This is a genomic window from Candidatus Pelagibacter ubique HTCC1062 (assembly GCF_000012345.1).
In the GTDB taxonomy this organism is placed as follows: Bacteria; Pseudomonadota; Alphaproteobacteria; order Pelagibacterales; family Pelagibacteraceae; genus Pelagibacter; species Pelagibacter ubiqueversans.
Genome location: NC_007205.1, coordinates 829,846 through 850,312, shown reverse-complemented (window position 1 = coordinate 850,312; position 20,467 = coordinate 829,846). Strand labels below are relative to the sequence as shown.

The 20,467-nt window shown below is 30.6% G+C and carries 23 protein-coding genes and 3 tRNA genes; 5 read left to right on the top strand and 21 right to left on the bottom strand.

The genetic code is table 11. The features are described 5' to 3' along the window. Position 1: 1 nt before the first annotated feature. The 9 genes from SAR11_RS04440 to SAR11_RS04400 all read right to left on the bottom strand — a co-directional run bounded on the left by SAR11_RS04440 (position 2) and on the right by SAR11_RS04400 (position 7,188). Positions 2-523 carry a NuoB/complex I 20 kDa subunit family protein gene (locus SAR11_RS04440; RefSeq protein ID WP_006997035.1) on the bottom strand — a complete coding sequence of 174 codons (522 nt, stop codon included), beginning with the start codon at positions 521-523 and terminating at the stop codon, positions 2-4. A gap of 11 nt (positions 524-534) precedes the next feature. Further along, positions 535-903, bottom strand: coding sequence for an NADH-quinone oxidoreductase subunit A (locus SAR11_RS04435; protein WP_006997036.1), 369 nt, complete (start codon positions 901-903; stop codon positions 535-537). An 88-nt stretch (positions 904-991) separates the two neighbouring features. Further along, positions 992-1,068, bottom strand: a tRNA-Asp gene (locus SAR11_RS04430). A gap of 13 nt (positions 1,069-1,081) precedes the next feature. Beyond that, positions 1,082-1,157 (bottom strand) — tRNA-Val (locus SAR11_RS04425). Positions 1,158-1,206: 49 nt separating this feature from the next. Further along, positions 1,207-3,591, bottom strand: coding sequence for an endopeptidase La (gene lon / locus SAR11_RS04420; protein ID WP_011282012.1), 2,385 nt, complete (start codon positions 3,589-3,591; stop codon positions 1,207-1,209). A 59-nt stretch (positions 3,592-3,650) separates the two neighbouring features. Then, positions 3,651-4,919, bottom strand: coding sequence for an ATP-dependent Clp protease ATP-binding subunit ClpX (gene clpX / locus SAR11_RS04415; protein WP_011282011.1), 1,269 nt, complete (start codon positions 4,917-4,919; stop codon positions 3,651-3,653). A gap of 91 nt (positions 4,920-5,010) precedes the next feature. Beyond that, the gene (gene clpP / locus SAR11_RS04410; RefSeq protein WP_006997039.1) at positions 5,011-5,622 is read right to left on the bottom strand and encodes an ATP-dependent Clp endopeptidase proteolytic subunit ClpP; all 612 of its coding nucleotides are present in this window, start codon (positions 5,620-5,622) and stop codon (positions 5,011-5,013) included. Positions 5,623-5,653: 31 nt separating this feature from the next. Then, complete coding sequence (gene tig, locus SAR11_RS04405) at positions 5,654-7,087, bottom strand: trigger factor (RefSeq protein WP_011282010.1); 1,434 nt, start codon at positions 7,085-7,087, stop codon at positions 5,654-5,656. A gap of 16 nt (positions 7,088-7,103) precedes the next feature. Next, positions 7,104-7,188: transfer RNA gene (locus SAR11_RS04400), tRNA-Leu, on the bottom strand. 101 nt (positions 7,189-7,289) lie between these two features. Between SAR11_RS04400 and SAR11_RS04395 the strand changes: the two genes are divergently transcribed. Together SAR11_RS04395 and SAR11_RS07070 are read left to right on the top strand one after the other, a co-directional pair. Beyond that, on the top strand, positions 7,290-7,541 hold the full coding sequence (locus tag SAR11_RS04395) for a DUF1289 domain-containing protein (protein ID WP_011282009.1): 252 nt from the start codon (positions 7,290-7,292) through the stop codon (positions 7,539-7,541). After that, positions 7,534-7,710, top strand: coding sequence for a hypothetical protein (locus tag SAR11_RS07070; protein WP_011282008.1), 177 nt, complete (start codon positions 7,534-7,536; stop codon positions 7,708-7,710). Before SAR11_RS04395 ends, SAR11_RS07070 begins: the two co-directional genes overlap by 8 nt. A 77-nt stretch (positions 7,711-7,787) precedes the next feature. On the opposite strand, the gene SAR11_RS07065 is transcribed toward SAR11_RS07070, so the two are convergent. Both SAR11_RS07065 and SAR11_RS04385 read right to left on the bottom strand, forming a co-directional pair. Further along, on the bottom strand, positions 7,788-7,925 hold the full coding sequence (locus tag SAR11_RS07065; RefSeq protein WP_011282007.1) for a hypothetical protein: 138 nt from the start codon (positions 7,923-7,925) through the stop codon (positions 7,788-7,790). 18 nt (positions 7,926-7,943) lie between these two features. Beyond that, positions 7,944-8,495: a histidine phosphatase family protein gene (locus tag SAR11_RS04385; RefSeq protein WP_011282006.1), complete on the bottom strand. Its 552-nt coding sequence runs from the start codon at positions 8,493-8,495 to the stop codon at positions 7,944-7,946. Positions 8,496-8,497: 2 nt separating this feature from the next. Here SAR11_RS04385 and SAR11_RS04380 point away from each other — a divergent pair, with 2 nt between their 5' ends. Then, positions 8,498-9,172, top strand: coding sequence for a uracil-DNA glycosylase (locus tag SAR11_RS04380; protein ID WP_011282005.1), 675 nt, complete (start codon positions 8,498-8,500; stop codon positions 9,170-9,172). On the opposite strand, the gene SAR11_RS04375 is transcribed toward SAR11_RS04380, so the two are convergent. Next, positions 9,165-9,590: a YbgC/FadM family acyl-CoA thioesterase gene (locus tag SAR11_RS04375; protein ID WP_011282004.1), complete on the bottom strand. Its 426-nt coding sequence runs from the start codon at positions 9,588-9,590 to the stop codon at positions 9,165-9,167. The two genes, SAR11_RS04380 and SAR11_RS04375, sit on opposite strands and share 8 nt — an antisense overlap. A 57-nt stretch (positions 9,591-9,647) precedes the next feature. Between SAR11_RS04375 and SAR11_RS07060 the strand changes: the two genes are divergently transcribed. Next, on the top strand, positions 9,648-9,785 hold the full coding sequence (locus SAR11_RS07060) for a hypothetical protein (protein ID WP_011282003.1): 138 nt from the start codon (positions 9,648-9,650) through the stop codon (positions 9,783-9,785). A gap of 2 nt (positions 9,786-9,787) precedes the next feature. Here SAR11_RS07060 and SAR11_RS04365 read toward each other — a convergent pair whose 3' ends face one another. The 3 genes from SAR11_RS04365 to SAR11_RS04355 form a co-directional block, all read right to left on the bottom strand. Further along, entirely contained in the window at positions 9,788-10,429 is a 642-nt protein-coding gene (locus tag SAR11_RS04365; RefSeq protein WP_041185787.1) for a DUF3047 domain-containing protein, read from the bottom strand. Between the two features lie 201 nt (positions 10,430-10,630). Then, entirely contained in the window at positions 10,631-11,377 is a 747-nt protein-coding gene (locus tag SAR11_RS04360) for an SDR family NAD(P)-dependent oxidoreductase (RefSeq protein ID WP_011282001.1), read from the bottom strand. A 4-nt stretch (positions 11,378-11,381) separates the two neighbouring features. Beyond that, entirely contained in the window at positions 11,382-12,794 is a 1,413-nt protein-coding gene (locus SAR11_RS04355; protein WP_236608314.1) for a cytosine permease, read from the bottom strand. Positions 12,795-12,910: 116 nt separating this feature from the next. Here SAR11_RS04355 and SAR11_RS04350 point away from each other — a divergent pair, with 116 nt between their 5' ends. Continuing rightward, entirely contained in the window at positions 12,911-13,801 is an 891-nt protein-coding gene (locus SAR11_RS04350) for a DMT family transporter (RefSeq protein WP_041185786.1), read from the top strand. A gap of 4 nt (positions 13,802-13,805) precedes the next feature. Here the strand turns inward: SAR11_RS04350 and SAR11_RS04345 are convergent, their stop codons facing one another. From SAR11_RS04345 to SAR11_RS04320, 6 genes are all read right to left on the bottom strand, one after another. Beyond that, positions 13,806-15,131: a TRAP transporter large permease gene (locus SAR11_RS04345; RefSeq protein WP_006997052.1), complete on the bottom strand. Its 1,326-nt coding sequence runs from the start codon at positions 15,129-15,131 to the stop codon at positions 13,806-13,808. Continuing rightward, entirely contained in the window at positions 15,131-15,790 is a 660-nt protein-coding gene (locus tag SAR11_RS04340; RefSeq protein WP_006997053.1) for a TRAP transporter small permease subunit, read from the bottom strand. The genes SAR11_RS04345 and SAR11_RS04340 overlap by 1 nt, the downstream gene beginning before the upstream one ends. Positions 15,791-15,878: 88 nt before the next feature. Then, complete coding sequence (locus SAR11_RS04335; RefSeq protein WP_006997054.1) at positions 15,879-16,970, bottom strand: TRAP transporter substrate-binding protein; 1,092 nt, start codon at positions 16,968-16,970, stop codon at positions 15,879-15,881. 177 nt (positions 16,971-17,147) lie between these two features. Continuing rightward, positions 17,148-18,074, bottom strand: a complete 927-nt coding sequence (gene mmsB, locus SAR11_RS04330) for a 3-hydroxyisobutyrate dehydrogenase (protein WP_006997055.1) — start codon at positions 18,072-18,074, stop codon at positions 17,148-17,150. Next, positions 18,067-19,587 (bottom strand): aldehyde dehydrogenase family protein, encoded by a 1,521-nt coding sequence (locus tag SAR11_RS04325; protein ID WP_006997056.1) that lies wholly within the window; start codon positions 19,585-19,587, stop codon positions 18,067-18,069. The genes mmsB and SAR11_RS04325 overlap by 8 nt, the downstream gene beginning before the upstream one ends. Beyond that, complete coding sequence (locus SAR11_RS04320) at positions 19,587-20,363, bottom strand: SDR family NAD(P)-dependent oxidoreductase (RefSeq protein ID WP_006997057.1); 777 nt, start codon at positions 20,361-20,363, stop codon at positions 19,587-19,589. The genes SAR11_RS04325 and SAR11_RS04320 overlap by 1 nt, the downstream gene beginning before the upstream one ends. Positions 20,364-20,467 lie beyond the last annotated feature (104 nt).

Below are 20,467 nucleotides of genomic sequence, written 5' to 3'. Positions count from 1 at the left end.
ATTACCTTTCAAAAGATCCTTTGTTTCTAATTTTTTTTTGTAATTGCAAGATTCCATAAAGTAATGCTTCAGCTGATGGAGGACATCCTGGCACATAAATATCCACAGGTACTATCTTATCACAACCACGGACTACAGAATAAGAGTAGTGATAATAACCACCACCATTTGCACAACTACCCATCGAAATAACATATCTCGGTTCAGGCATTTGATCATAAACTTTTCTTAATGCCGGTGCCATTTTATTAGTTAAAGTTCCAGCTACAATCATAACATCAGATTGTCTTGGTGACCCTCTTGGTGCAGCACCAAATCTTTCTAAATCATATCTTGGCATTGCTGTTTGCATCATCTCAACAGCACAGCAAGCTAAACCAAAAGTCATCCAGTGTAATGAACCAGCTCTTGACCAGTTTATTAAATTATCAAGTGAAGTTGTGATAAAACCATTTTTACTAAAGTCTTCAGCAAGTTTTTTAAATTCTTCAGGAATTTCTTTATTTTTATTTTCTAAGTTCATAATCTAAAATTTTATTCCCAGTCTAGTGCACCTTTTTTCCATTCATAAATAAATCCAACCGTAAGAATGAATAAAAATATCATCATTGAAGTAAAGCCAAGACCTCCAATATTACCCAATGATATTGCCCAAGGAAAAAGGAAAGCTATCTCTAAATCAAAGATTATAAATAGAATTGCCACTAAATAAAACCTTACATCAAATTCCATTCTTGAATCTTCAAAGGGTTCAAAACCACATTCATACGCAGATAATTTTTCTGGATCTGGATGTTTTGGTGATAATATTAAGTTTACAACAACAAAAGCACAACTCAGACCAAGTGCAATAATCAAAAATATAATAATTGGTAAGTAATCTTTTAAAAATTCTGAAAGCATTTGAGTCTATATAGCAGTTTTTACCTCTTGTTGAAGGGTACTTACGTCACATTTTTAATAATATAAATGTTAATTAATAGGGAAAAAGTGGCGGGAGTGAAGGGACTCGAACCCTCGACCTATCGCGTGACAGGCGATCGCTCTAACCAACTGAGCTACACCCCCACTTTAGTTGTTTTGGTGGGCAGTAAAGGACTCGAACCTTTGACCCCCTCGGTGTAAACGAGATGCTCTACCAACTGAGCTAACCGCCCAAAACAAGCGCTACTATTACATCAAGGAATAGATAATGTAAATTGGTAATTATTGAATACTGGCTTGAGATTTATCATTAGATTGAGAAATTTTCTCAACCTCGACCCACTCAACTCTTTTTAATTCTTTTGTTAAAGCTATTTTTAATACTTCGTCAGCTTGCTCAACAGGAGTAATTTTTATATCATCAATAATTTTCTTAGGCATATCAACAAGATCTTTTTCATTTTCCTTCGGAATTATAACTTGTTTTATCCCAGCTCTGTGTGCTGCTAATAGTTTTTCTTTTAATCCACCAATTGGTAATACTTGACCTGTTAATGTTACCTCGCCTGTCATTGCAACATCTCTTCTGACGGGGTTATTTGTGATTGCAGAAACTATTGAAGTGACCATACCAATACCTGCTGAGGGTCCATCTTTAGGAGTAGCTCCTTCTGGAACATGAATATGAAAATCCTTTTTTTCAAATAAAGGAGGAATGATTCCATAATCTAAACTCTTTGATCTAATAAAAGATTTTGCAGCTTTGATAGATTCTTGCATAACCTCACCTAATTTTCCTGTAATTTGCATTCTGCCTTTTCCTGGCATTATAACAGTTTCAATTTTAAGAATTTCCCCACCGTATTCAGTCCAAGCTAAACCAGTAACAACACCGATTTTATCTTTACTTTCAAGTTCACCAAATTTAAATTTTTGAATTCCTAAATAGTCTGGTAAATTTTTTAAATCAATTTTAACTTCTTTCTCTTCTCCAGAAACTACTTTCTTAACAACTTTTCTGGCTACTTTTGAAATTTCTCTTTCTAGGTTTCTTACACCAGACTCTTTTGTATAGCTTTGGATAATTTCTTTAATTATATCCTCAGATAAAGTCATTTCATTTTCTTTAACTCCATTATCTTTAACCTGTTTGGGTAGTAGATACTTATTTGCAATGCTAATTTTTTCATCTTCTGTATAACCAGCTAATCTAATGACTTCCATTCTATCTAATAACGGTGGTAAAATATTCAAAGTATTAGCTGTAGTAACAAACATGACATCAGATAAATCATAATCAACTTCTAGATAATGATCATTAAATGTTGTGTTTTGTTCTGGATCTAATGCTTCTAACAAAGCAGAAGATGGATCTCCTCTATAATCATTTCCAATTTTATCTATTTCATCAAGAAGAATAAGTGGATTTTTTGTACCTGCTTTTTTCATCATTTGAATAATTTTACCAGGTAAAGAGCCTATATAAGTTCTTCTGTGTCCTCTTATTTCCGCTTCATCTCTCATACCACCAACAGAAACTCTTACAAATTCTCTGTTAGTAGCTTTTGCAATTGATTTTCCTAATGATGTTTTACCAACACCTGGAGGACCAACTAAACATAAAATTGGACCTTTAATTTTTTCCATTCTTTTTTGGACTGCTAAAAATTCAATAATTCTTTCTTTAACTTTTTCTAAACCAAAATGATCTGCATCAAGAACTGCAAGTGCTTTTTTTAGATCAATATCAACTTGGCTTTTTTTATACCAAGGTAGATCTGTCATCCAATCAAGATAATTTCTGATAACAGTAGCCTCAGCAGACATTGGGCTCATATTTTTTAATTTTTTAAGCTCAGCCATGCATTTCTTCTCAACATCTTTTGGCATTTTTGCTTTAATAATTAATTTATTCAAACTTGAAGTTTCATCTTTTCCATCTTCAATTTCACCTAATTCCTTTTGAATAGCTTTAAGTTGTTCATTTAAATAATATTCTCTTTGAGTTTTCTCCATTTGAGTTTTAACTCTTCCTCTAATTCTTTTTTCTACTCCAATAATACTCGTTTCATTCTCCATTATTTTAATTATAGAATTCAGTCTTTTCTTAACATCTATAGTTTCAAATATTTGTTGCTTCTCTGAAATTGTAGCTGTTAGGTGAGATGCGATATTATCAGCGATGTGTGATGCATTAGTTAATTTTTTAATATTATTAATTGTTTCACTTGATACTTTTTTATTAATTGAAGTTAGTTTTTCTAATCTTCTTACAGCAGTCATTGCTAGTGGTATTAAGTCTTCATCTTTAGTCACTACATCATGGTGATGAGCATATTCACAAATAATAAATTTCTCATTATCTTTAAAATCTAAAATTTTTACTCTTTTACTTCCTTCTACTAAAACTTTTACTGTACCGTCTGGTAATTTTAATAACTGAAGAATATTACCTTCACAACCATACATGAAAACATCAGTTTTTTTGGGGTCATCTATTTCTGAATTTTTTTGAGTAACTAGAACAATTTTTTTGTCCTTTTTCATAACTTCATTTAAAGCGGCAATAGATTTATCTCTGCCAACAAATAATGGGACTACCATATTTGGAAATACAACAATATCTCTTAACGGTAATAAAGGTCGTTCAATTTTTACATCCATCATCTAAATATGGATATTAAATATGATATTGCAATAGCTATTTATTACTTATTAACGTGAAATTAGGCAGCAGAAGTTTTGTCAGTCTTTGTTTTGCTACTATTTTTTGAATGAACTATGATTGGTTGAGATAGTCCTTTGGCCGCACTAGCGTCTACAATAACTTCCTCCACATTGTCTTGACTTGGAAGATCGTACATTGTTTTTAATAAAATATTTTCTAAGATTGATCTAAGGCCTCTAGCCCCAGTTTTCTTATTAATTGCTTTTTGTGCAATCTCTTTGATCGCATTTTCTTTAAAACTTAACTTAGCTCCATCTAATTTAAATAATTCTTGGTATTGTTTAATTAGTGAGTTTTTTGGTTCTTGTAGTATTTTAACTAGAGATTTTTCATCAAGATCTTCTAATGTAGCTATCATTGGAAGTCTTCCAATAAATTCTGGGATTAAGCCATACTTTAACAAATCTTCAGGTTCTAAAGTTTTCATCCACTCACCTGTTTTTTTATCATCTGTTTTTTTTACATTTGCACCAAATCCTATTGATGTACCCTTATCTCTTTGAGATATTATTTTATCTAAGCCAGCGAATGCTCCACCACAAATAAACAAAATATTTGTAGTGTCTACTTGTAAAAATTCTTGTTGTGGATGCTTTCTGCCACCTTGAGGTGGAACGCTTGCCACTGTCCCTTCCATAATTTTTAATAGAGCTTGTTGTACACCTTCTCCAGACACGTCTCTAGTTATAGAAGGGTTTTCTGACTTTCTGCTAATCTTATCAACTTCATCGATGTATACAATTCCACGTTGTGCTTTTTCAACGTTGTAATCAGCAGCTTGTAATAATTTTAAAATTATATTTTCAACATCTTCACCAACATAACCTGCTTCTGTTAAAGTGGTTGCATCTGCCATTGTGAAAGGAACATCAAGGATTCTTGCTAGAGTTTGAGCTAATAAAGTTTTTCCACAACCAGTTGGACCAACTAAAAGAATATTTGATTTTGAAAGTTCAACTGTTTTGCTAGTTTTAGTCTCGTAATTAAGTCTCTTATAATGATTATGAACAGCAACTGATAAAACTTTTTTTGCGTGAGGCTGCCCAATAACATAATCATCTAATACAGCACAAATTTCTTTAGGCGGTGGTAACCCATCATGATGTTTAACAAACGTGTCTTTACTTTCTTCTTTGATGATATCCATGCATAGTTCAACGCATTCATCACATATAAATACAGTTGGACCTGCAATAAGTTTTCTAACTTCATGTTGGCTCTTTCCACAAAAAGAACAGTAAAGAATATTTTTATTATTTGTTGTCATATAATTTATAAACGAATCAGTAAAGTTACTTTAATATAGAAGACTCATACTAATCAAGTATCAGTTTAAAGGGGTGTCAAGATGTTGTGTATTAAGATCTATTTTCAACTACTTCATCTATCAAACCAAACTCTTTTGCTGTATCTGGAGTCATAAAGTTATCACGTTCTAGTGCTTTCTTCACATCATCAACAGATTTTCCAGTATGTTTTGAATAAATCTCATTAAGTCTTTTTTTCAAGGCTAAAACTTCGTTAGCATGAATTTCAATATCTGTAGCTTGTCCTTGAAAACCAGCAGAAGGTTGGTGAACCATAATTCTAGAATTTGGCAAAGAAAATCTTTTACCTTTTTTACCTGCAGCTAATAAAAATGAACCCATTGATGCAGCTTGACCAATACATAATGTTGAAACATCTGGTTTAATGTATTGCATAGTATCATAAATTCCAAGACCTGCTGTCACTAGTCCTCCAGGACTATTGATATATAAATTGATTTCTTTTTTTGGATCCTCAGACTCTAAAAACAAAAGTTGAGCTGTAACTAAAGATGCTACGTTATCATTTATTGGTCCTACCAAAAAAATAATTCTCTCTTTGAGAAGTCTTGAATAAATATCATAAGCTCTCTCACCTTTATTTGATTGTTCAACAACCATAGGTACAAGAGTATTCATTTGATCTAATAAATTTGTTGTCATAAGTTGATTCTCTTACTTATACAACTTGTGATTACTTTTTACTAACTTTTTTTGTTGAAGGTTTTTTAGATGCTGAGGGTTTTGGTTTTTTTTCAATTTTAGTAGATTTTGAAGCTTTTTTTTCCTCAGGATGATCGTGGTCATGATTGTGGTCATGTTCATGATTATGATCTTGTTTTTGATGTTCCTTTAAAATTTTTTCTGCTTCTTCTTTGCTAATTTCTTTTTTAGATGGTTTTGCTTTAGTTTTAATTAAATCGATAATTTTTTCTTCATACACGGTTCCTCTTAAGCTAGCTAATGCTGATGGATTTTTTTGATAAAATTCCATAACCATCTTTTCTTGGCCAGGCATCATTCTAAGTTGTTTTTGAACTTCAGCTTGAACTTCTTGTTCGGTTACTTTGATTTTATTTTGTTCACCGAATTCATTTAAGATCAACCCAACTTTAATTCTTTTTTTAGCGATTTCCTCAAAATTTTTTCTACTTTTTTTAGAATCTTCTTCAGTCATACCTTGAGATAAAATCTTAACTTCTTCTTCAATTAAGTTTTCTGGAATTTCATCTACTTTAAAATTTTCAATTTCTTTTAAGATTTGAGTTTTTGCCAATTTATCTAGAGAATTTTTATATTCATCATTAATTTGTTTACTAACTAATACTTTTAAATCAGCAAGATCTTTTGCACCTAAGTTTTTAGCAAAAACATCATCTATTTTTACTTCCTCTGATTTTTTTACTTCTGTAATTTTACAAATAAAATTAGCTTTCTTATTTGCGTATTCTTTTTGTGGATAATTTTCAGGCAGAGTAACGTCAACAGATTTTTCATCATTTTTTTTAACGCCGATAAGCTGCTTATCAAAGCCTTTAATAAATAAGTCCTTACCTAGAATTAATTGAGTATTTTTTCCTTCACCACCAGTAAAATCTTTTCCATCAATCGTTGCTTTGTAGTCAAAAATAACTAAATTTTCCTCTACTGCTCTAACATCTGCTGCAACTTCTTTAAAATTGTTCTGACTTTTGGCAATTTCTTTAATTCTTTTATCTGTTTCATTTGTGTCAATTTTAACTGAATATTCATCAAATTTAATATTTTCAACAGACTTTAACTCTACTTTTGGAAGTTCTGTTATCGACATTACATATTCTAAATCCTTATCTTCACCATAGGTTTTAAGATCAAGCTTTGGTTGTCCGGCTGGCTTAATTTTATTATCTTCTAAAGCTTTAACTGATGTGTCTTTTAGAACTTTATCTAGAACTTCACTAAAAATTGCTTGGCCAAATTGTCTTTTTAAAACTTCTTTAGGCACCTTCCCAGGTCTAAAACCTTTTAAGTTAACAGTCTTTTTAATTTCTTCATATTTTTCATCCATATAAGAATTCATAGTTTCTTTATCTATGAAAACTTTAATGTCTTTGTTTAAACCTTTTTTATTTTCTACTGTAACTTTCATAATTTTTTAAACTTGTTGGTAGGCGAAAAAGGACTCGAACCTTCACATCTTTCAATACTGGTTCCTAAGACCAGCGCGTCTACCAATTCCGCCATTCGCCCACAATTCTTGTGGCTTTATATAGGATAGTTTCTATTTGTCCAATGACAATAATAATGAAATATATTAATAATCAATTATATTTACTAATAATTTAAAAAAAATGATTATTTCTCCATGTATAAGCATATGTAAAACAGATCCTCAAACAGGATATTGTTATGGTTGTGCAAGAAATAATGAGGAAAAAAAAATGTGGAAAATGCAAGAAACTACAGAAGAATGGAAAAAATCAAACTTAACGATTATTCAGACACGTCTGAGTGGCTGGCAATTAGAGAGTTTTAAAGAATCTTATGATCATAAGATTGAAAATGGAATTTCACTTTATAAAAAGAATTTGAATAATGAGTAAATCTACTTTAGCTATATTAATTTATGTTGCGGGATTAATCTTTGGAGCATTGGTTTTAAATATATGGAGTGCAGAAACTGGACCCAAAGCTTTTATAGGGATAATTTGGACAGCGATTTTATTAATTGCACTTTTTTATGCAGACAAAAATGAAAAAAATATTAATTAAAATTAAAGCAGTAATAAATAGAGACACAGGTGCCTCCAAAATTTAAATGTTGATAAGTGCAAGTTTTTGTAAAAAAATTAAGATTTTTTATGTTTCTTGTTAACTTTACTTGTAAAATTTATTTTTTTTGAACCAAATCTACTATTAGTTATATTGCTTCTATGTTTAGCATAAGCTTGTTTTTGAGCTAACTTCATAGCTTTTTTAGATGACATTTTATTAGTTTATATTTTTTAAAAATTTTGTCGAGCAAGAACATTAAAATTTTTATCTGAAATGATTATCTCTCCAGAAGAAGGTGAAATATTTAGTACTTCTTGAATTGTTACATAATGTGTTACTAACACTAAATTATTATCACCGTTCCATTCATTAATATATTTTTTTAAATCATAAATTTGTTTATTTTTATTACTTGCAAATTTTGCACTGAAAAATGAATTTAAGAAACTTTTTGTTTGATATTTATCAAAAGCATGCTGAGCTGTTTGTTTACATCTACACCACTCACTTGATAATACTTTATCAATTTTAATATTATTTTCTGAAAAAAACTTCCCAATGTTTTTAGATTGTTCAATACCCTCTATGCTTAAATTTCGTTGGGTTTCACAATTTAATATATCAAAATCTAACGGATCACCTCCACCTGGTGCAATTGCATGTCTTATAAATATTAATTTTTTACCTTCTTTTAACAAACTTTGTATTTCATCATTTGAATTTGCTTTTACTGAAATATTGAAAGATAAAAGTATTAATAAAAAAAATTTTATAAATTGCATATATGAGTATAAAATTCAAAAAATTAAATAATTCAATAGTTAAATGTAAAAGTTGTCCTAGGTTAATTGAATTTAGTAAAAAAATTTCTGTAAAAAAAAGAAAACAAAATATGAAAGAAACTTATTGGGCTAAACCAGTTACAGGATTTGGTGATATTAACGCTAAACTATTAATAGTAGGTCTAGCACCTGCAGCTCATGGAGGTACTAGGACAGGCAGAGCCTTCACTGGAGATAAATCTGGAGATTTTCTATTTAACTGTTTATTTAAAGCTAACATATCGAATAGATCAACTTCTACGCATATTGATGATGGTTTAAAATTAAATAAAACCTATATTACAAATATTCTTAAATGTGTCCCTCCAGAAGATAAACCTTTAAAAAATGAATTAATCAACTGTTCAACATTTTTTAAAAATGAATTGATCTTATTAAAAAATTTAAAAGTTATTATAGCGTTAGGTAAAGTTTCATTTGATAATTGTATAGAATTTTATAAAAAAAATTATCATTTTGATAAAAAATTAATCTTCATACATGGTGTAAAATATTTATTACCAGATAATAAAATTCTAATTCCTAGTTATCACCCTAGTCCAAGAAATGTTAATAGAAAAATAATTAATACACAAAAAATGGTAAGCTTGTTAAAGAAGGCTAAGAAAATTATTTAATTTTAATGTTATCGCAAAAATAAGGTTTAAAATCTTTGAAAATGTCCTCTGGAACTTTTATAGGTTTTCCATTTTTATCTACAAAAACTAAATGTACTTTTGCCTCAACAATTAATTCTTCATCTCTAGAAATAAATTGTGACATAAAAAAAGAAGTCTTTGTAATAGATTTAACAAAGGATCTAATTTTTAACTCGTCTTCAAGATAAGAGGGTTTTTTGTACTCAATGTTACAAGATTTAACAACAATTAAGGCTCCATAATCTTCTTTAATTTTTTTATTATTAAAACCGATTGTAAACAATGCTTCTGTTCTTGCTCTTTCAAGAAACTTCAAATAGTTCGCATAATAAACAACACCACCAGCATCAGTGTCTTCATAATAAACCTTTATATTGTGAAAAAAATTTTTGTGCATGAATTTATACTATCAAAAATAAATATTTTTAACATCAAACTAAGATATAATATAACAATGAAAGTTTATATAACTTGGCTTTTAGGTGTAATTGCTTGGAATTATTTGGTCCCTAATGCTGCACCCATTGAAGATGTAATTGTTGCGGTACTTTTATCTTTTTTAAGTATTGGTCTTAAAAAAGTATTTAAATAATCTTATTCAGCTGAAAAATAAATATCTTGATAATAAGATATAGCTTTTAATTTCGAATTATCAGTGTCAGTCATTATAGCAATACCTGAAATTTCTGTAACATCAATTTCATGAAGTTTCTTAAAATCTTTTTGCACATTTGCTTTAACAGTAACCCATGTATTTTTGTTATTTTTTGTAGTTGAGAGAACATAATCAATAGATTTTTTTGTATATGGACTTGGCCAATATTTTCCAACATCATTATTACTTGAAAAAATATAATTAATTGCCCTGTTAGATAATGGTGTAGAACCTGTTTTCTTTATTACAAAAACTCTAGCGGCATAATCGTGCCCTTTTTTACTATTTTCTATAATTCCAGATAAATCTTTCTCAACTTTCCATGTAATATTAATAAAAGGAGTTTTATTAAGATCAATTTTAATTTCTTTTCCCAAGCCTGACCCAACACCTTCAGCCTCTGCTCTTATAAAGTTACCATTTTCGTTAGACCCAACTTTCCAGCTGGTCTCTCCTTTAACTTTTTTAACTTTTAATGTATTTAGCTCATTGTTAGTAAAATCAAAAACGTAAACATTTTCAGCTAACAAAGGTTTTGTTATTAAAAATAAATATCCTAATAATATTAAAAAAAATTTCATCAGTATGGGGGTATATCTAAATTAAATTTTAAAACAATATTTGAACACACTTTAATCATTAAATTATCAATATTGGATACTATATAAATAGAATGAAATTAATTTCTATATTTGTTTTATTAATATATTGGTCCATAATTCTACTGGCACCAGTTATTTCTAAAGAAAGTAAGTCTCTTAATATTGATTCTAAAGTGCTAGTTAGTAAGTAGAACGACCACCACTAATATCAAAAACAGCTGCTGTTGAAAATGAGTTTTCTTCTGAAGCTAGCCAACAAATTAATGAAGTAAACTCTTCTATCTCCAAAAATCTACCTCTAGGAACCTTAGAAAGCATTCTGGCAACATGTTCTTTTGACATTTGATCAAGAATTCTTGTTTTAGCTCCTGCTGGAGTGACAGCATTTACAGCTATATTCTTATCAGCCAGTTCTTTTCCTAGCGATTTTGTTAAACCAATAACACCCGCTTTTGCTGAACTATAAGCGCTTGCGTTTGCATTACCATCTTTTCCAGCAACAGAAGCAACATTAACTATTCTACCATAATCATTTTTAATCATATAAGGCACCACACATTTACAACAGTTAAATGTACCCATTAAGTTAATTTCTATTATTTTATTCCATTCAACTACATCGTAATCCCAAAGTGAAGACGTAGACCCAGTAATACCTGCATTATTAATTAAAATATCAATATTTGAAGATTTTGCTATTTCATCAACTGTATCTTTGACATTTTTGAAATCAGATACGTCAACAACATTATATGAAAGATTTGGATCGTTCACAGCTTTAACAGCTTTTTTTAATTCTTCTTCATCGATGTCCCAGATAATAGCTTTTGTTCCTGACTTTAAAAACCGTTTAGCAATATCTAAACCAAAACCTTGTGCACCACCGGTGATAATTGCTGTTTTATTTTTTAAATCAAATTGATGCATGAAATTATTTACTTGTTAATAAATAGTAAGTCAATGAAGAGACAAAAGCACCAATTAACCAAGAGTAAGAATTAAAATTCATTAAACTTTCATTCCAAATTGTTGAAGCAGCAAAAATAAAACCTAGAGTAATAGAGTATACCGCTTTTATATGCCATCCATTAGAGTAAAAGTAAACTCCATCAGGTTCTGCTGAAAGTATATCTTTATTATCTAAGTTTGATTTTTTAACTAAATAATAATCTATGATTATAACACCAAAAAGAGGTCCAAAAAATGCAGCAAATGTATCAATAAAAGATAAAATTCCTATCTGACTTAATAATGGTAACCAAAAAATACCAATTATAAATCCAAAAATAATAATTATATAAGAGGAAGTTTTTAGATTAAGTTTACTTGGAAAAAAATTTAACAAAGAATTTTGAGCAGGCACATAATTTGCAATTAGATTAGTAGATGCTGAAGCTACAATAATAAAAAATAAAACTATTACAGTTATAATAGTGTTATCTAAAGTTCCTATAATATCTGTAGGATTTGTAAGTATCTTTCCAATTTCCTCAAGTTTCTGATGAAAAATTACATCAGCCCCGACAACTATAAATACAGCAAAAAATGAAAATATAATAAGATTTAAAAATAAACTCAAATTACCTTTTTTTAATTCCTCTTCATCTTTAACGTAACGGGCAAAGTCTCCAAAATTTACAAGAATAATTGAAAAGTAAGCAAATACTATTCCAACTACAGTAATCAAGGGAGCAATATTACTCTTAAGAAATATATTGCTATAAGTAAAAATGTCAGCAAATGATCTTGAAACCTCCTTAACATCTAAGAGAAGTACAACAAAAAAAAATAATAGCATCCCTGTGTAAACTGTTATTGCTGAATAATTAATAATTAGCTTATTAAATTTATGACTTTTACTGAATAAAAAAGATTGTAATAGAATTGCTATTAAAAAAGCAGCCCAATCAATAATGTTAAGACCTGAAACAAAAATTAAAAAAATATCATGCTGAAGGAAAGTATTATCAACCGAAAAGAAAAATATTCGAATTAAATAACTAAATGCTTTTGATAAAAAATATGTTTGAATTCCAAACATGAAGATACCAACAAGACCTCTTATTAAAGAAAAATATTTTGCCCCAAACACACCCAATGAAGTCCTTAAGATAACGGGAAATGGAAGACCATATTTTTGAGAGGGTTTTCCTATCAAGTTAGCTAAAAAATAAACTAGAAGAGAACCAATTAAACTTCCTAAAAAAACAACTGCAATGTTTAAGTCATAAACAAGATACAATGATGCTATTAAGGAAAAAGCAATAACACTTTGTATATTAATGCCCCAAAAGCAAAAAATATCCTTCCAATTCCAAGTTTTATCATTTGGGTTAACTGACACTAATTCCCAGTTAATAAGATTAATTTTATTTTTACGCTGAATCACTAATAAATAATAAACTAATAAGTTAAAATGGAATATCTTTTTTTTTCATTTGTAATAGTATTTTGGATCTAATGCTCTTTCTTAAAAAAAATATTGGTTACTTGGCAATGTTTCTTGCTGTAATTGGTTTTGGCTCAGGTCCTCCGTTTGTAAAACTTGCTCTAGAAGAATTTCAAATTGTTGATTTACTAGCTGTAAGGTTTGCAATTGCTTTTTTGCTTATGTTAACTTTTGCTTTAATAATGAGAGTTGACTTGTCAATTAAAAAAATAGGTCTAGCACCTTTCTTGATGGGTTTGCTAAACCCTTTTCTTGTAACATTAGCATTCCATGTAGGTTTAATGCTTACGTCGCCTATTAATGGTGTTGCTATTATAAGTACAATGCCAATCATGCAACCTTTTGTTGCTAAAATATTTTTAAATGAAAAAATTGAGATAAAGGTTTTAATAGGAGCTTTTATAACAATTATTGGAACTTATATCCTCTTATCAAGTCAAACTATTATTGGTCAGGGAAATTATATTGGGGACTTTATTATTTTTGCAGGAATGACTTTGGCTTCAATTAATGAAGTTATTGGTAGAAAAAAAATGCAAACTAATGTTAACCAGCTAGGTGTAAATACTTACCAATATTTTACTGGTTTCATTTTATCATTTTTAATATTATTTATTATTTGGCCTAACTCTACCTTTGGATATTCATTTCATTTAGAATTTACACCATCAGTAATAGCTGCAATCACTTTATCTTTTATAACTTTTGGTTCTTATTTATTTTATAATTATGCCTTGAGAAGGGTTCCAATAGGAAGAATTAGTCTTATGTATCCTTTAACAGGGCCCATAGGAGCTTTATCTGCCTGGGTAGTAATTGATGCAGAAATTACTTTAAAGATATTTATTTCATTGGGAATTATTTTAGTTGGAACTGTAATTCCTTATATAAATAAAAAATAAACTCTTAAGGGTACATTACGCTAGGTAACCAAAGTGCAATTTGAGGAAATGCGATGATCAAAATTAAACCTAAAAGCTGTATTCCCATAAACTGCATCATACCAAGATAAATATCTTTAAGTTCCCATTCTGGCACAACACCTTTTAAAAAATACGCAGATAGAGCTACAGGTGGAGATAACCAGGCGGTCTGTAAATTCACAGCTACAAGTATTGCAAACCAAGTCAAGTTGAAGTCTAATTCTTTAATCAATGGAACAAATATTGGTAATACAATAAGAACTATTGGTACCCACTCTAAAGGCCAACCTAACAAGAAAATTACTGCCATTAGTATAGCTAAAATAACATATCTGTTAACTTCTAAGTTTAATAAAAATTCAGTTAATAAAGATGGTGTTCCTAATTTTGAAAAAACTGCTCCAAAGAAATTCGATGCAGCAACTAAAAACATTATCAATGCAGTAATCTCTAAAGTTTTAATTAAAGAATTTTTTAAAGTTTTTAAAGTTAATTTTTTATATGCTAAAGCAAGTAACAAAGATCCAATAGCTCCAATACCGGCACCTTCAGTAGGTGTTGCTAAACCAAATAATATGCTACCTAGAGCAAAAAATACTAATCCCGCAGGCGGTACTAACCCTAAAAAGAATTCTACCCAAACTTTACCCATACTTTTTGGTTGCATACTTTTTGGTAAAATTGGACCAAGTTTTGGATCAAAATAACATCTAACAGTGGTGTAAAGAGCATAAAGAACTGCCAACATTATTCCTGGAATTATTGCTGCAGCAAATAAATCTGTTACTGGGATTTCTAAAACAGGCCCCATTACCACTAACATAATGCTTGGTGGAATTAAAATTCCAAGAGTTCCTCCGGCACATATTAAGCCTGCAGATAATCTAGTATCGTATCCAGATTTAATCATAGTTTTACCTGCCATGATTCCAAGGATTGTTACTGATGCCCCAACTATTCCTGTTGCAGCAGCAAAAATTGTAGACACAAACATAACTGCATAAAATAATGCACCCCTTGTTCTAGATAGCATTAATTGTATGGCTGAAAATAGTCTTTCCATAAGACCTGCAGATTCCATTAATATGCCCATAAATATAAAGAGTGGGACGGCAACCAGCGTACTTTCCGTCATAATCATATTAAACTGTAGGGTCATTAAATAAAAAACTAACTTTCCAAAACCCCAATAACCAAACACAAGACCTAAAAATATTAATGTAAATGAAATAGGAAAACCAATAAAGATAGCAAATAGCATTACTCCTATCATTATTGCTCCAATTAATTCTTGTGAAAAAATTTCCATTATGGCCATCTACCTTTCACAAACGCATAATATGTTTTAAATAATTCTGATATCCCTTGAATTAATAACAAAAAAGCTCCAATTGGCATGCAGCTTTTTAATGGCCACATTACTGGCATCCAAGTAGTATCCATTGCTCTTTGAATTCTAACTTTTCCATCTAAGCATTCTGCTAAAATAGATCTCCCACATATAGAAGTATAAGCATAATCAAAACTTACCCAAAAGAAGACTATGAAACCTGGAAAGAAGAATAATAAATATAAGAATAGATCTACTTTTGCTTGAGTTTTAACATTCCAATTTCTATATAAAAAATCAGCTCTTATATGAATACCTTTTGATAATGCGTAACCAGCACCCAACATAAAAAATGCTCCTGCAATCATTCTGGTTACATCATAAGCCCAAAGAGTTGGTCTATTAAAAAAATGTCTACCAATAACTTCAAAAGTCATTGCAAAAATTAAAGGAATTACCATCCAACAAATTACTTTACCAATTCTCAACATGTTAAGGTCGATAAACTCTATAGTTTTTGCCATCCAAGGAACCATATCCTTAGGCATTTTTAAACTAGTTCGACGTTCTGCTATTAACTCATCAGTAATATCTAGAGTTTCTTTAACACCAGCAGAATGTGATTTTTTTTTGACCATTTTATTGATTGGTAATGTCGATTAAAATTTTTTCTATTTTAAAAAAACGGGAACTTAAAAATATTAAGTCCCCGTTTAAATTATTTATTTACTTTTGCGCTTTTGCAAATGCAGTTCCAATTGATGCATCAGATGTTTCCATTTGAGCAATAAAAGGTACTACGATTTTTGCGTGAGCAGTCATGTGCTGGTAAACTTCATCAAAGAACTTATTTTCTTTTGAGTTCTTTTGAATAGTAGCTTTAGCAGCAGCCATATACTCAACAAAGTAATCAGCTGGTGTATCATGAAGGATAACACCATGCTTAGATGTTAATTCAATTAACGCTTTTCCATTTTCAACAGCTCTGTTAGTGATGTTTCTAGTTATCATCGCTTCAGAAGCAATTTCCATTGCATATTTCTCTTGGTCAGTTAACTTATTATAAACATCCTTGTTAAAGAACACATCTCCATTTACAACGTTTTGGTGTAAGCCTTGAAGGTAGTAATTTTTCAATACCTTTTGGAAACCAAATACTAGATCTGGTTTTGGACAACACCATTCAGCAGCATCGATTGTTCCTTTTTCAAGTGCTGGTAGAATATCTCCACCACCCATTGAAACTGATGCAACACCAATGTCTTTGTATGTTTGACCAGGAATTCCCGGAGGAGTTCTAAATCTGTATTTTCTGAAATCAGCCATACTGTTGATCGGCTCTTTGAACCAACCTAAAGCCTCTGGACCAGAAGATGCCATGATGAAACCTTTTACGTTCATACCCATTTCATCCCATAGTTGATCGTATAAAGCTTTTCCACCGTTATCAAAATACCAAGCTAACCAAGATTTAGTACTTAAACCAATACCACCACCTGCAACTGGCGAACCAAATAACATTGCAGCAGGGTGATAGTTAGACCAGTAATGAGTCCAAGCAGCACCACCATCAACAAGACCCTTGTCAACAGCTTCTAATGTTTCTTTAACACCTACAACTTCTCCAGCTCCTAGAAGTTCAAATTTTAATGAACCACCAGTAAGGCCAGTAACTCTTTCAGCCCACATTCCTACGATTTGCGCATCATAAGAAGTTTTTGGAAAGGTCATTTGTATTTTTAAAGTTTTAGCAGAAGCAGAAGCAATAATAGATACTGCAAATACTAAACTTAAAATCAATGATGTGATTTTTTTCATGTTTATCCCTCTCTGTTTTTTTATTTAGTCTTAATAAATTTGAAATAAACATTATTGTAGGAGAAAAGTAAACTTAAAATAAGTTAAATACAGACGATACAACCTATAATATACTACAATCAATTGAATTGTTTGGTATACTTTTAATACTGTTAAGTAAATTTACAAATATTGTTTTTATTTATTTCCTTTTGGATCAAATGGATAATTCCAAGCATCACCACCAATCATTTTAGATATACCTGAATAGTCAGTGTCACTATCACCCTCATCACAGAATTTTGAAAAAATTTCTAAAGCAGCTTTACCTAATGGTGTAGAGGCATCTACAGACTGAGCGGCATCCATGGCTAGCCTTAAATCCTTTCTCATCATTGATGCTGTAAAACCTGGTCGGTATTTATTATTTGAAGGAACTCCATCAGTAAGATTTGGTAAAGGTGTATAATTAGTCATAGCCCAATTATTTCCTGAAGCTGCTTTTATTATTTCATGAACCTTTTTAATATCCATTTTTAATCTTTTAGCTAACATTAAAGATTCAGATGCTGCTATCATAGAAATTCCCAAAGACATATTGTTGCAAATTTTTACACCTACTCCACTTCCTTGAACACCTGCATGTAAAATTTTTTGTCCCATAATATCAAATAAAGGTTTTGCTAATGCTACAGCTTCATCACTTCCACCAACTAAAAAATTTAATTTTCCAATTCTTGCTCCCATCACACCACCAGTAACTGGTGCATCTATCATTTTAATTCCAAGTTTTTTTGATTCATTACCTAGCTCTAGAGAAGTCTCAATATCAATTGTTGAGCAATCAATTATCAAACATTCTTTTGGAATTTTATTTAATATTCCTTTGTCTCCTAAATAAAGAGATCGAACATGCTTTCCCTCTGGTAGCATAGATATAACAGTACTAGCGCCATCTAATAATTCATCAATAGTGGATACAACGTTTAAACCTGACTCTTTTGCAATTTTTATTACCTCTGGTGAAACATCAAAAGCTTTTACTTCTTTGCCAGCTTTTACTAATTGATCAGCCATAGGGTTTCCCATATTTCCAACACCTATAAATGCAATGTGATTAGTCATCTAAATTTGATTTACCTCTATTAATTAAAACTGTTTTACTTTGTGTGAAGTGGTTAATCATACTATCAAAAGCATATTCTTTACCTAAACCACTCATTTTAATTCCTCCATAAGAAACATTGGCTCTTGGAGCAACGCATTGATTTACCTGAACAAAGCCAGCTTCAATTTCATCTACAAATTGCAATGCTCTAGATAAGTTTTGAGTCCATAAAACGGCTGATAAACCAAAAGGTGTGTCGTTAGCGCTTTTCATAACTTCATCAAAACTCTTAAACGGAATTGCGCAAGCAACAGGGCCAAATACCTCTTCTTGACATACAGGAGATTCTACAGGAACGCCTGACAATAAGGTTGGTTCATAAAAGAAACCTTCCTTATAATCTCCTCCTTTAGGTTGATTGCCACCATGTAAAACCTTTGCAGATGATGTTTTTTTAGCAATGTCCATATAATGTAAGGTTCTTTTGAGTTGTTCATTAGATATTATTGCGCCAATATCAGATTTACTATCAAGTGCATTTCCCATCTTAAGTTTACTTAATTTAGAAACTACACCTTCTAAAACTTTATCATAAATTTTTTCGTGTATATAAACTCTTGATCCTGCGGTGCAAGCCTGTCCTTGACGAGTATACCTCATACCATCAATTACGCCTGGTATTGCTATATCTAAGTCAGCATCACTCATTATAATATTTGGATTTTTTCCACCTAATTCTAATGTAACTGGACATAATTTTGGAGCAGCTTTTATTGCAATAATTTTTCCAACAGAAAACGATCCTGTAAAAGTAACCTTTCTAACTTTAGGATGATCAATTAATGGTTCACCACACTCTTCTCCATAGCCTGAAATTACATTTAAAACTCCAGGAGGAAGTTCTTGTTGTAATATTTCACATAAGAGTAAAGCACAAAGTGGTGCTTGCTCAGCAGTTTTTAACACTACAGTATTTCCCGCTACAATAGCTGGTGCAATTTTTGCAACAGTCAAAAATAAAGGAGCATTCCAAGGAATAATTGCACAAACAACTCCAATTGGATCTTTGGTTGTGTAATGAATTGTATTTGGAATGTTTGGTGGATAATTTTCACCTTTTATTTCTCCTGCAAGTCCAGCAAACATATGAGTTAATTCAATTGATGCTGCTGTCTCCGGTATGGCTTGAGTTCTAAGTGCGTTACCAGTATCTAAAGCTAATAATGTTTCAATTTCATTTTTTCTATCTTCTAATTTTCTAGCAGCAGCCGTCATTATTTTACCACGTTCTCTCGCAGGTACTTTTTTCCATTTTTGAAATGCAGCTTCTGCTGCATCAACCGCTATATTCACATCAACCTTATTGCACTGTGGAGCTTCACCAATATTTTCACCTGTACTTGGATTTAATACGCTAATTTTAGCTTCAGCTTTAGCAGGTGACAATTTTCCATTAATTAAAATTTTATTAGATAATCTTTTTGCATTACCTAGTGCTAGTTCTAAATTATTTTTAAAATCATCACTCATTAATTACTTATTTCACCTTTTCTAGTTTTTGCTGCTAACCATCCACCATCAATTTTTATTTCAGATCCATTTATAAAATCTGCATCATCGCTAGATAGAAAAACAGCTGCACCAGATATATCAGATGGCAAACCCCAACGTCCAACTATAGTTTCTTTGCCCCAAGCTTTACCGTGAGTAGGATCTTCAGCAAATTTTTGATTGAAAGGTGTTGAAATTAACCCAGGACAAATAGTATTTACGTTAATATTTTTCCCAGTTAAATCGACCGCTAAGGCTCTCGTTAAACCTAGTATACCAGATTTTGCAGCAACATAGGCTACTCTATCAGGTCTACCCATAAAACTTGCAATAGATCCAAAATTAATAATTTTTCCTTTACCATTTTTTATCATATGAGGAATAACAGACTTACAGCATAGATATGGTCCGGTTAAGTTTACCGATATCATGTCATCCCATTGCTGTTTTGTATGATCTAGAATATTGTTAATATGTCTTATACCAGCATTATTAACAAGAATATCAATCTTACCAAATTTTTTAATAGCAACATCAGCCATGTTATTTGCACTATCTTCTTCGGCAACATTTGTTTCTACAACAATTGCTTCACCATTATTACCTTGAATTTTTTTAGAAATTTTTTCACCATTTTCAATATCCATTTCAGCTATAACAATTTTTGCTCCCTCACTTGCTAGTCTTACACAAATCTCTGCACCAATTCCTTTTCCACCACCTGTGACTATTGCTATTCTATCTTTTAGTTTCATTGAAATCCTGTTATAAAAATTTTTAATTTTAATTAAGTTATTACTTTTTAAAATATTAATCAAAAGAATTATTAAATATAAAATTTTTTTGGTATTAAAACTAA

Coding starts and splice junctions, on each gene's coding strand:
- SAR11_RS04345 (WP_006997052.1), bottom strand. CDS start 15,131: ATGGAAATTTTTTCACAAGAATTAATTGGAGCAATAATGATAGGAGTA.
- SAR11_RS07065 (WP_011282007.1), bottom strand. CDS start 7,925: ATGTCATCTAAAAAAGCTATGAAGTTAGCTCAAAAACAAGCTTATGCT.
- SAR11_RS04360 (WP_011282001.1), bottom strand. CDS start 11,377: ATGCATCAATTTGATTTAAAAAATAAAACAGCAATTATCACCGGTGGT.
- tig (WP_011282010.1), bottom strand. CDS start 7,087: ATGAAAGTTACAGTAGAAAATAAAAAAGGTTTAAACAAAGACATTAAA.
- SAR11_RS04435 (WP_006997036.1), bottom strand. CDS start 903: ATGCTTTCAGAATTTTTAAAAGATTACTTACCAATTATTATATTTTTG.
- clpX (WP_011282011.1), bottom strand. CDS start 4,919: ATGACAACAAATAATAAAAATATTCTTTACTGTTCTTTTTGTGGAAAG.
- SAR11_RS04365 (WP_041185787.1), bottom strand. CDS start 10,429: ATGAAATTTTTTTTAATATTATTAGGATATTTATTTTTAATAACAAAA.
- SAR11_RS07060 (WP_011282003.1), top strand. CDS start 9,648: ATGAAAGTTTATATAACTTGGCTTTTAGGTGTAATTGCTTGGAATTAT.
- mmsB (WP_006997055.1), bottom strand. CDS start 18,074: ATGACTAATCACATTGCATTTATAGGTGTTGGAAATATGGGAAACCCT.
- clpP (WP_006997039.1), bottom strand. CDS start 5,622: ATGACAACAAATTTATTAGATCAAATGAATACTCTTGTACCTATGGTT.
- SAR11_RS04380 (WP_011282005.1), top strand. CDS start 8,498: ATGAGTATAAAATTCAAAAAATTAAATAATTCAATAGTTAAATGTAAA.
- SAR11_RS04320 (WP_006997057.1), bottom strand. CDS start 20,363: ATGAAACTAAAAGATAGAATAGCAATAGTCACAGGTGGTGGAAAAGGA.
- lon (WP_011282012.1), bottom strand. CDS start 3,591: ATGATGGATGTAAAAATTGAACGACCTTTATTACCGTTAAGAGATATT.
- SAR11_RS04395 (WP_011282009.1), top strand. CDS start 7,290: ATGATTATTTCTCCATGTATAAGCATATGTAAAACAGATCCTCAAACA.
- SAR11_RS04350 (WP_041185786.1), top strand. CDS start 12,911: ATGCTCTTTCTTAAAAAAAATATTGGTTACTTGGCAATGTTTCTTGCT.
- SAR11_RS04385 (WP_011282006.1), bottom strand. CDS start 8,495: ATGCAATTTATAAAATTTTTTTTATTAATACTTTTATCTTTCAATATT.
- SAR11_RS04375 (WP_011282004.1), bottom strand. CDS start 9,590: ATGCACAAAAATTTTTTTCACAATATAAAGGTTTATTATGAAGACACT.
- SAR11_RS04340 (WP_006997053.1), bottom strand. CDS start 15,790: ATGGTCAAAAAAAAATCACATTCTGCTGGTGTTAAAGAAACTCTAGAT.
- SAR11_RS04325 (WP_006997056.1), bottom strand. CDS start 19,587: ATGAGTGATGATTTTAAAAATAATTTAGAACTAGCACTAGGTAATGCA.
- SAR11_RS07070 (WP_011282008.1), top strand. CDS start 7,534: ATGAGTAAATCTACTTTAGCTATATTAATTTATGTTGCGGGATTAATC.
- SAR11_RS04335 (WP_006997054.1), bottom strand. CDS start 16,970: ATGAAAAAAATCACATCATTGATTTTAAGTTTAGTATTTGCAGTATCT.
- SAR11_RS04440 (WP_006997035.1), bottom strand. CDS start 523: ATGAACTTAGAAAATAAAAATAAAGAAATTCCTGAAGAATTTAAAAAA.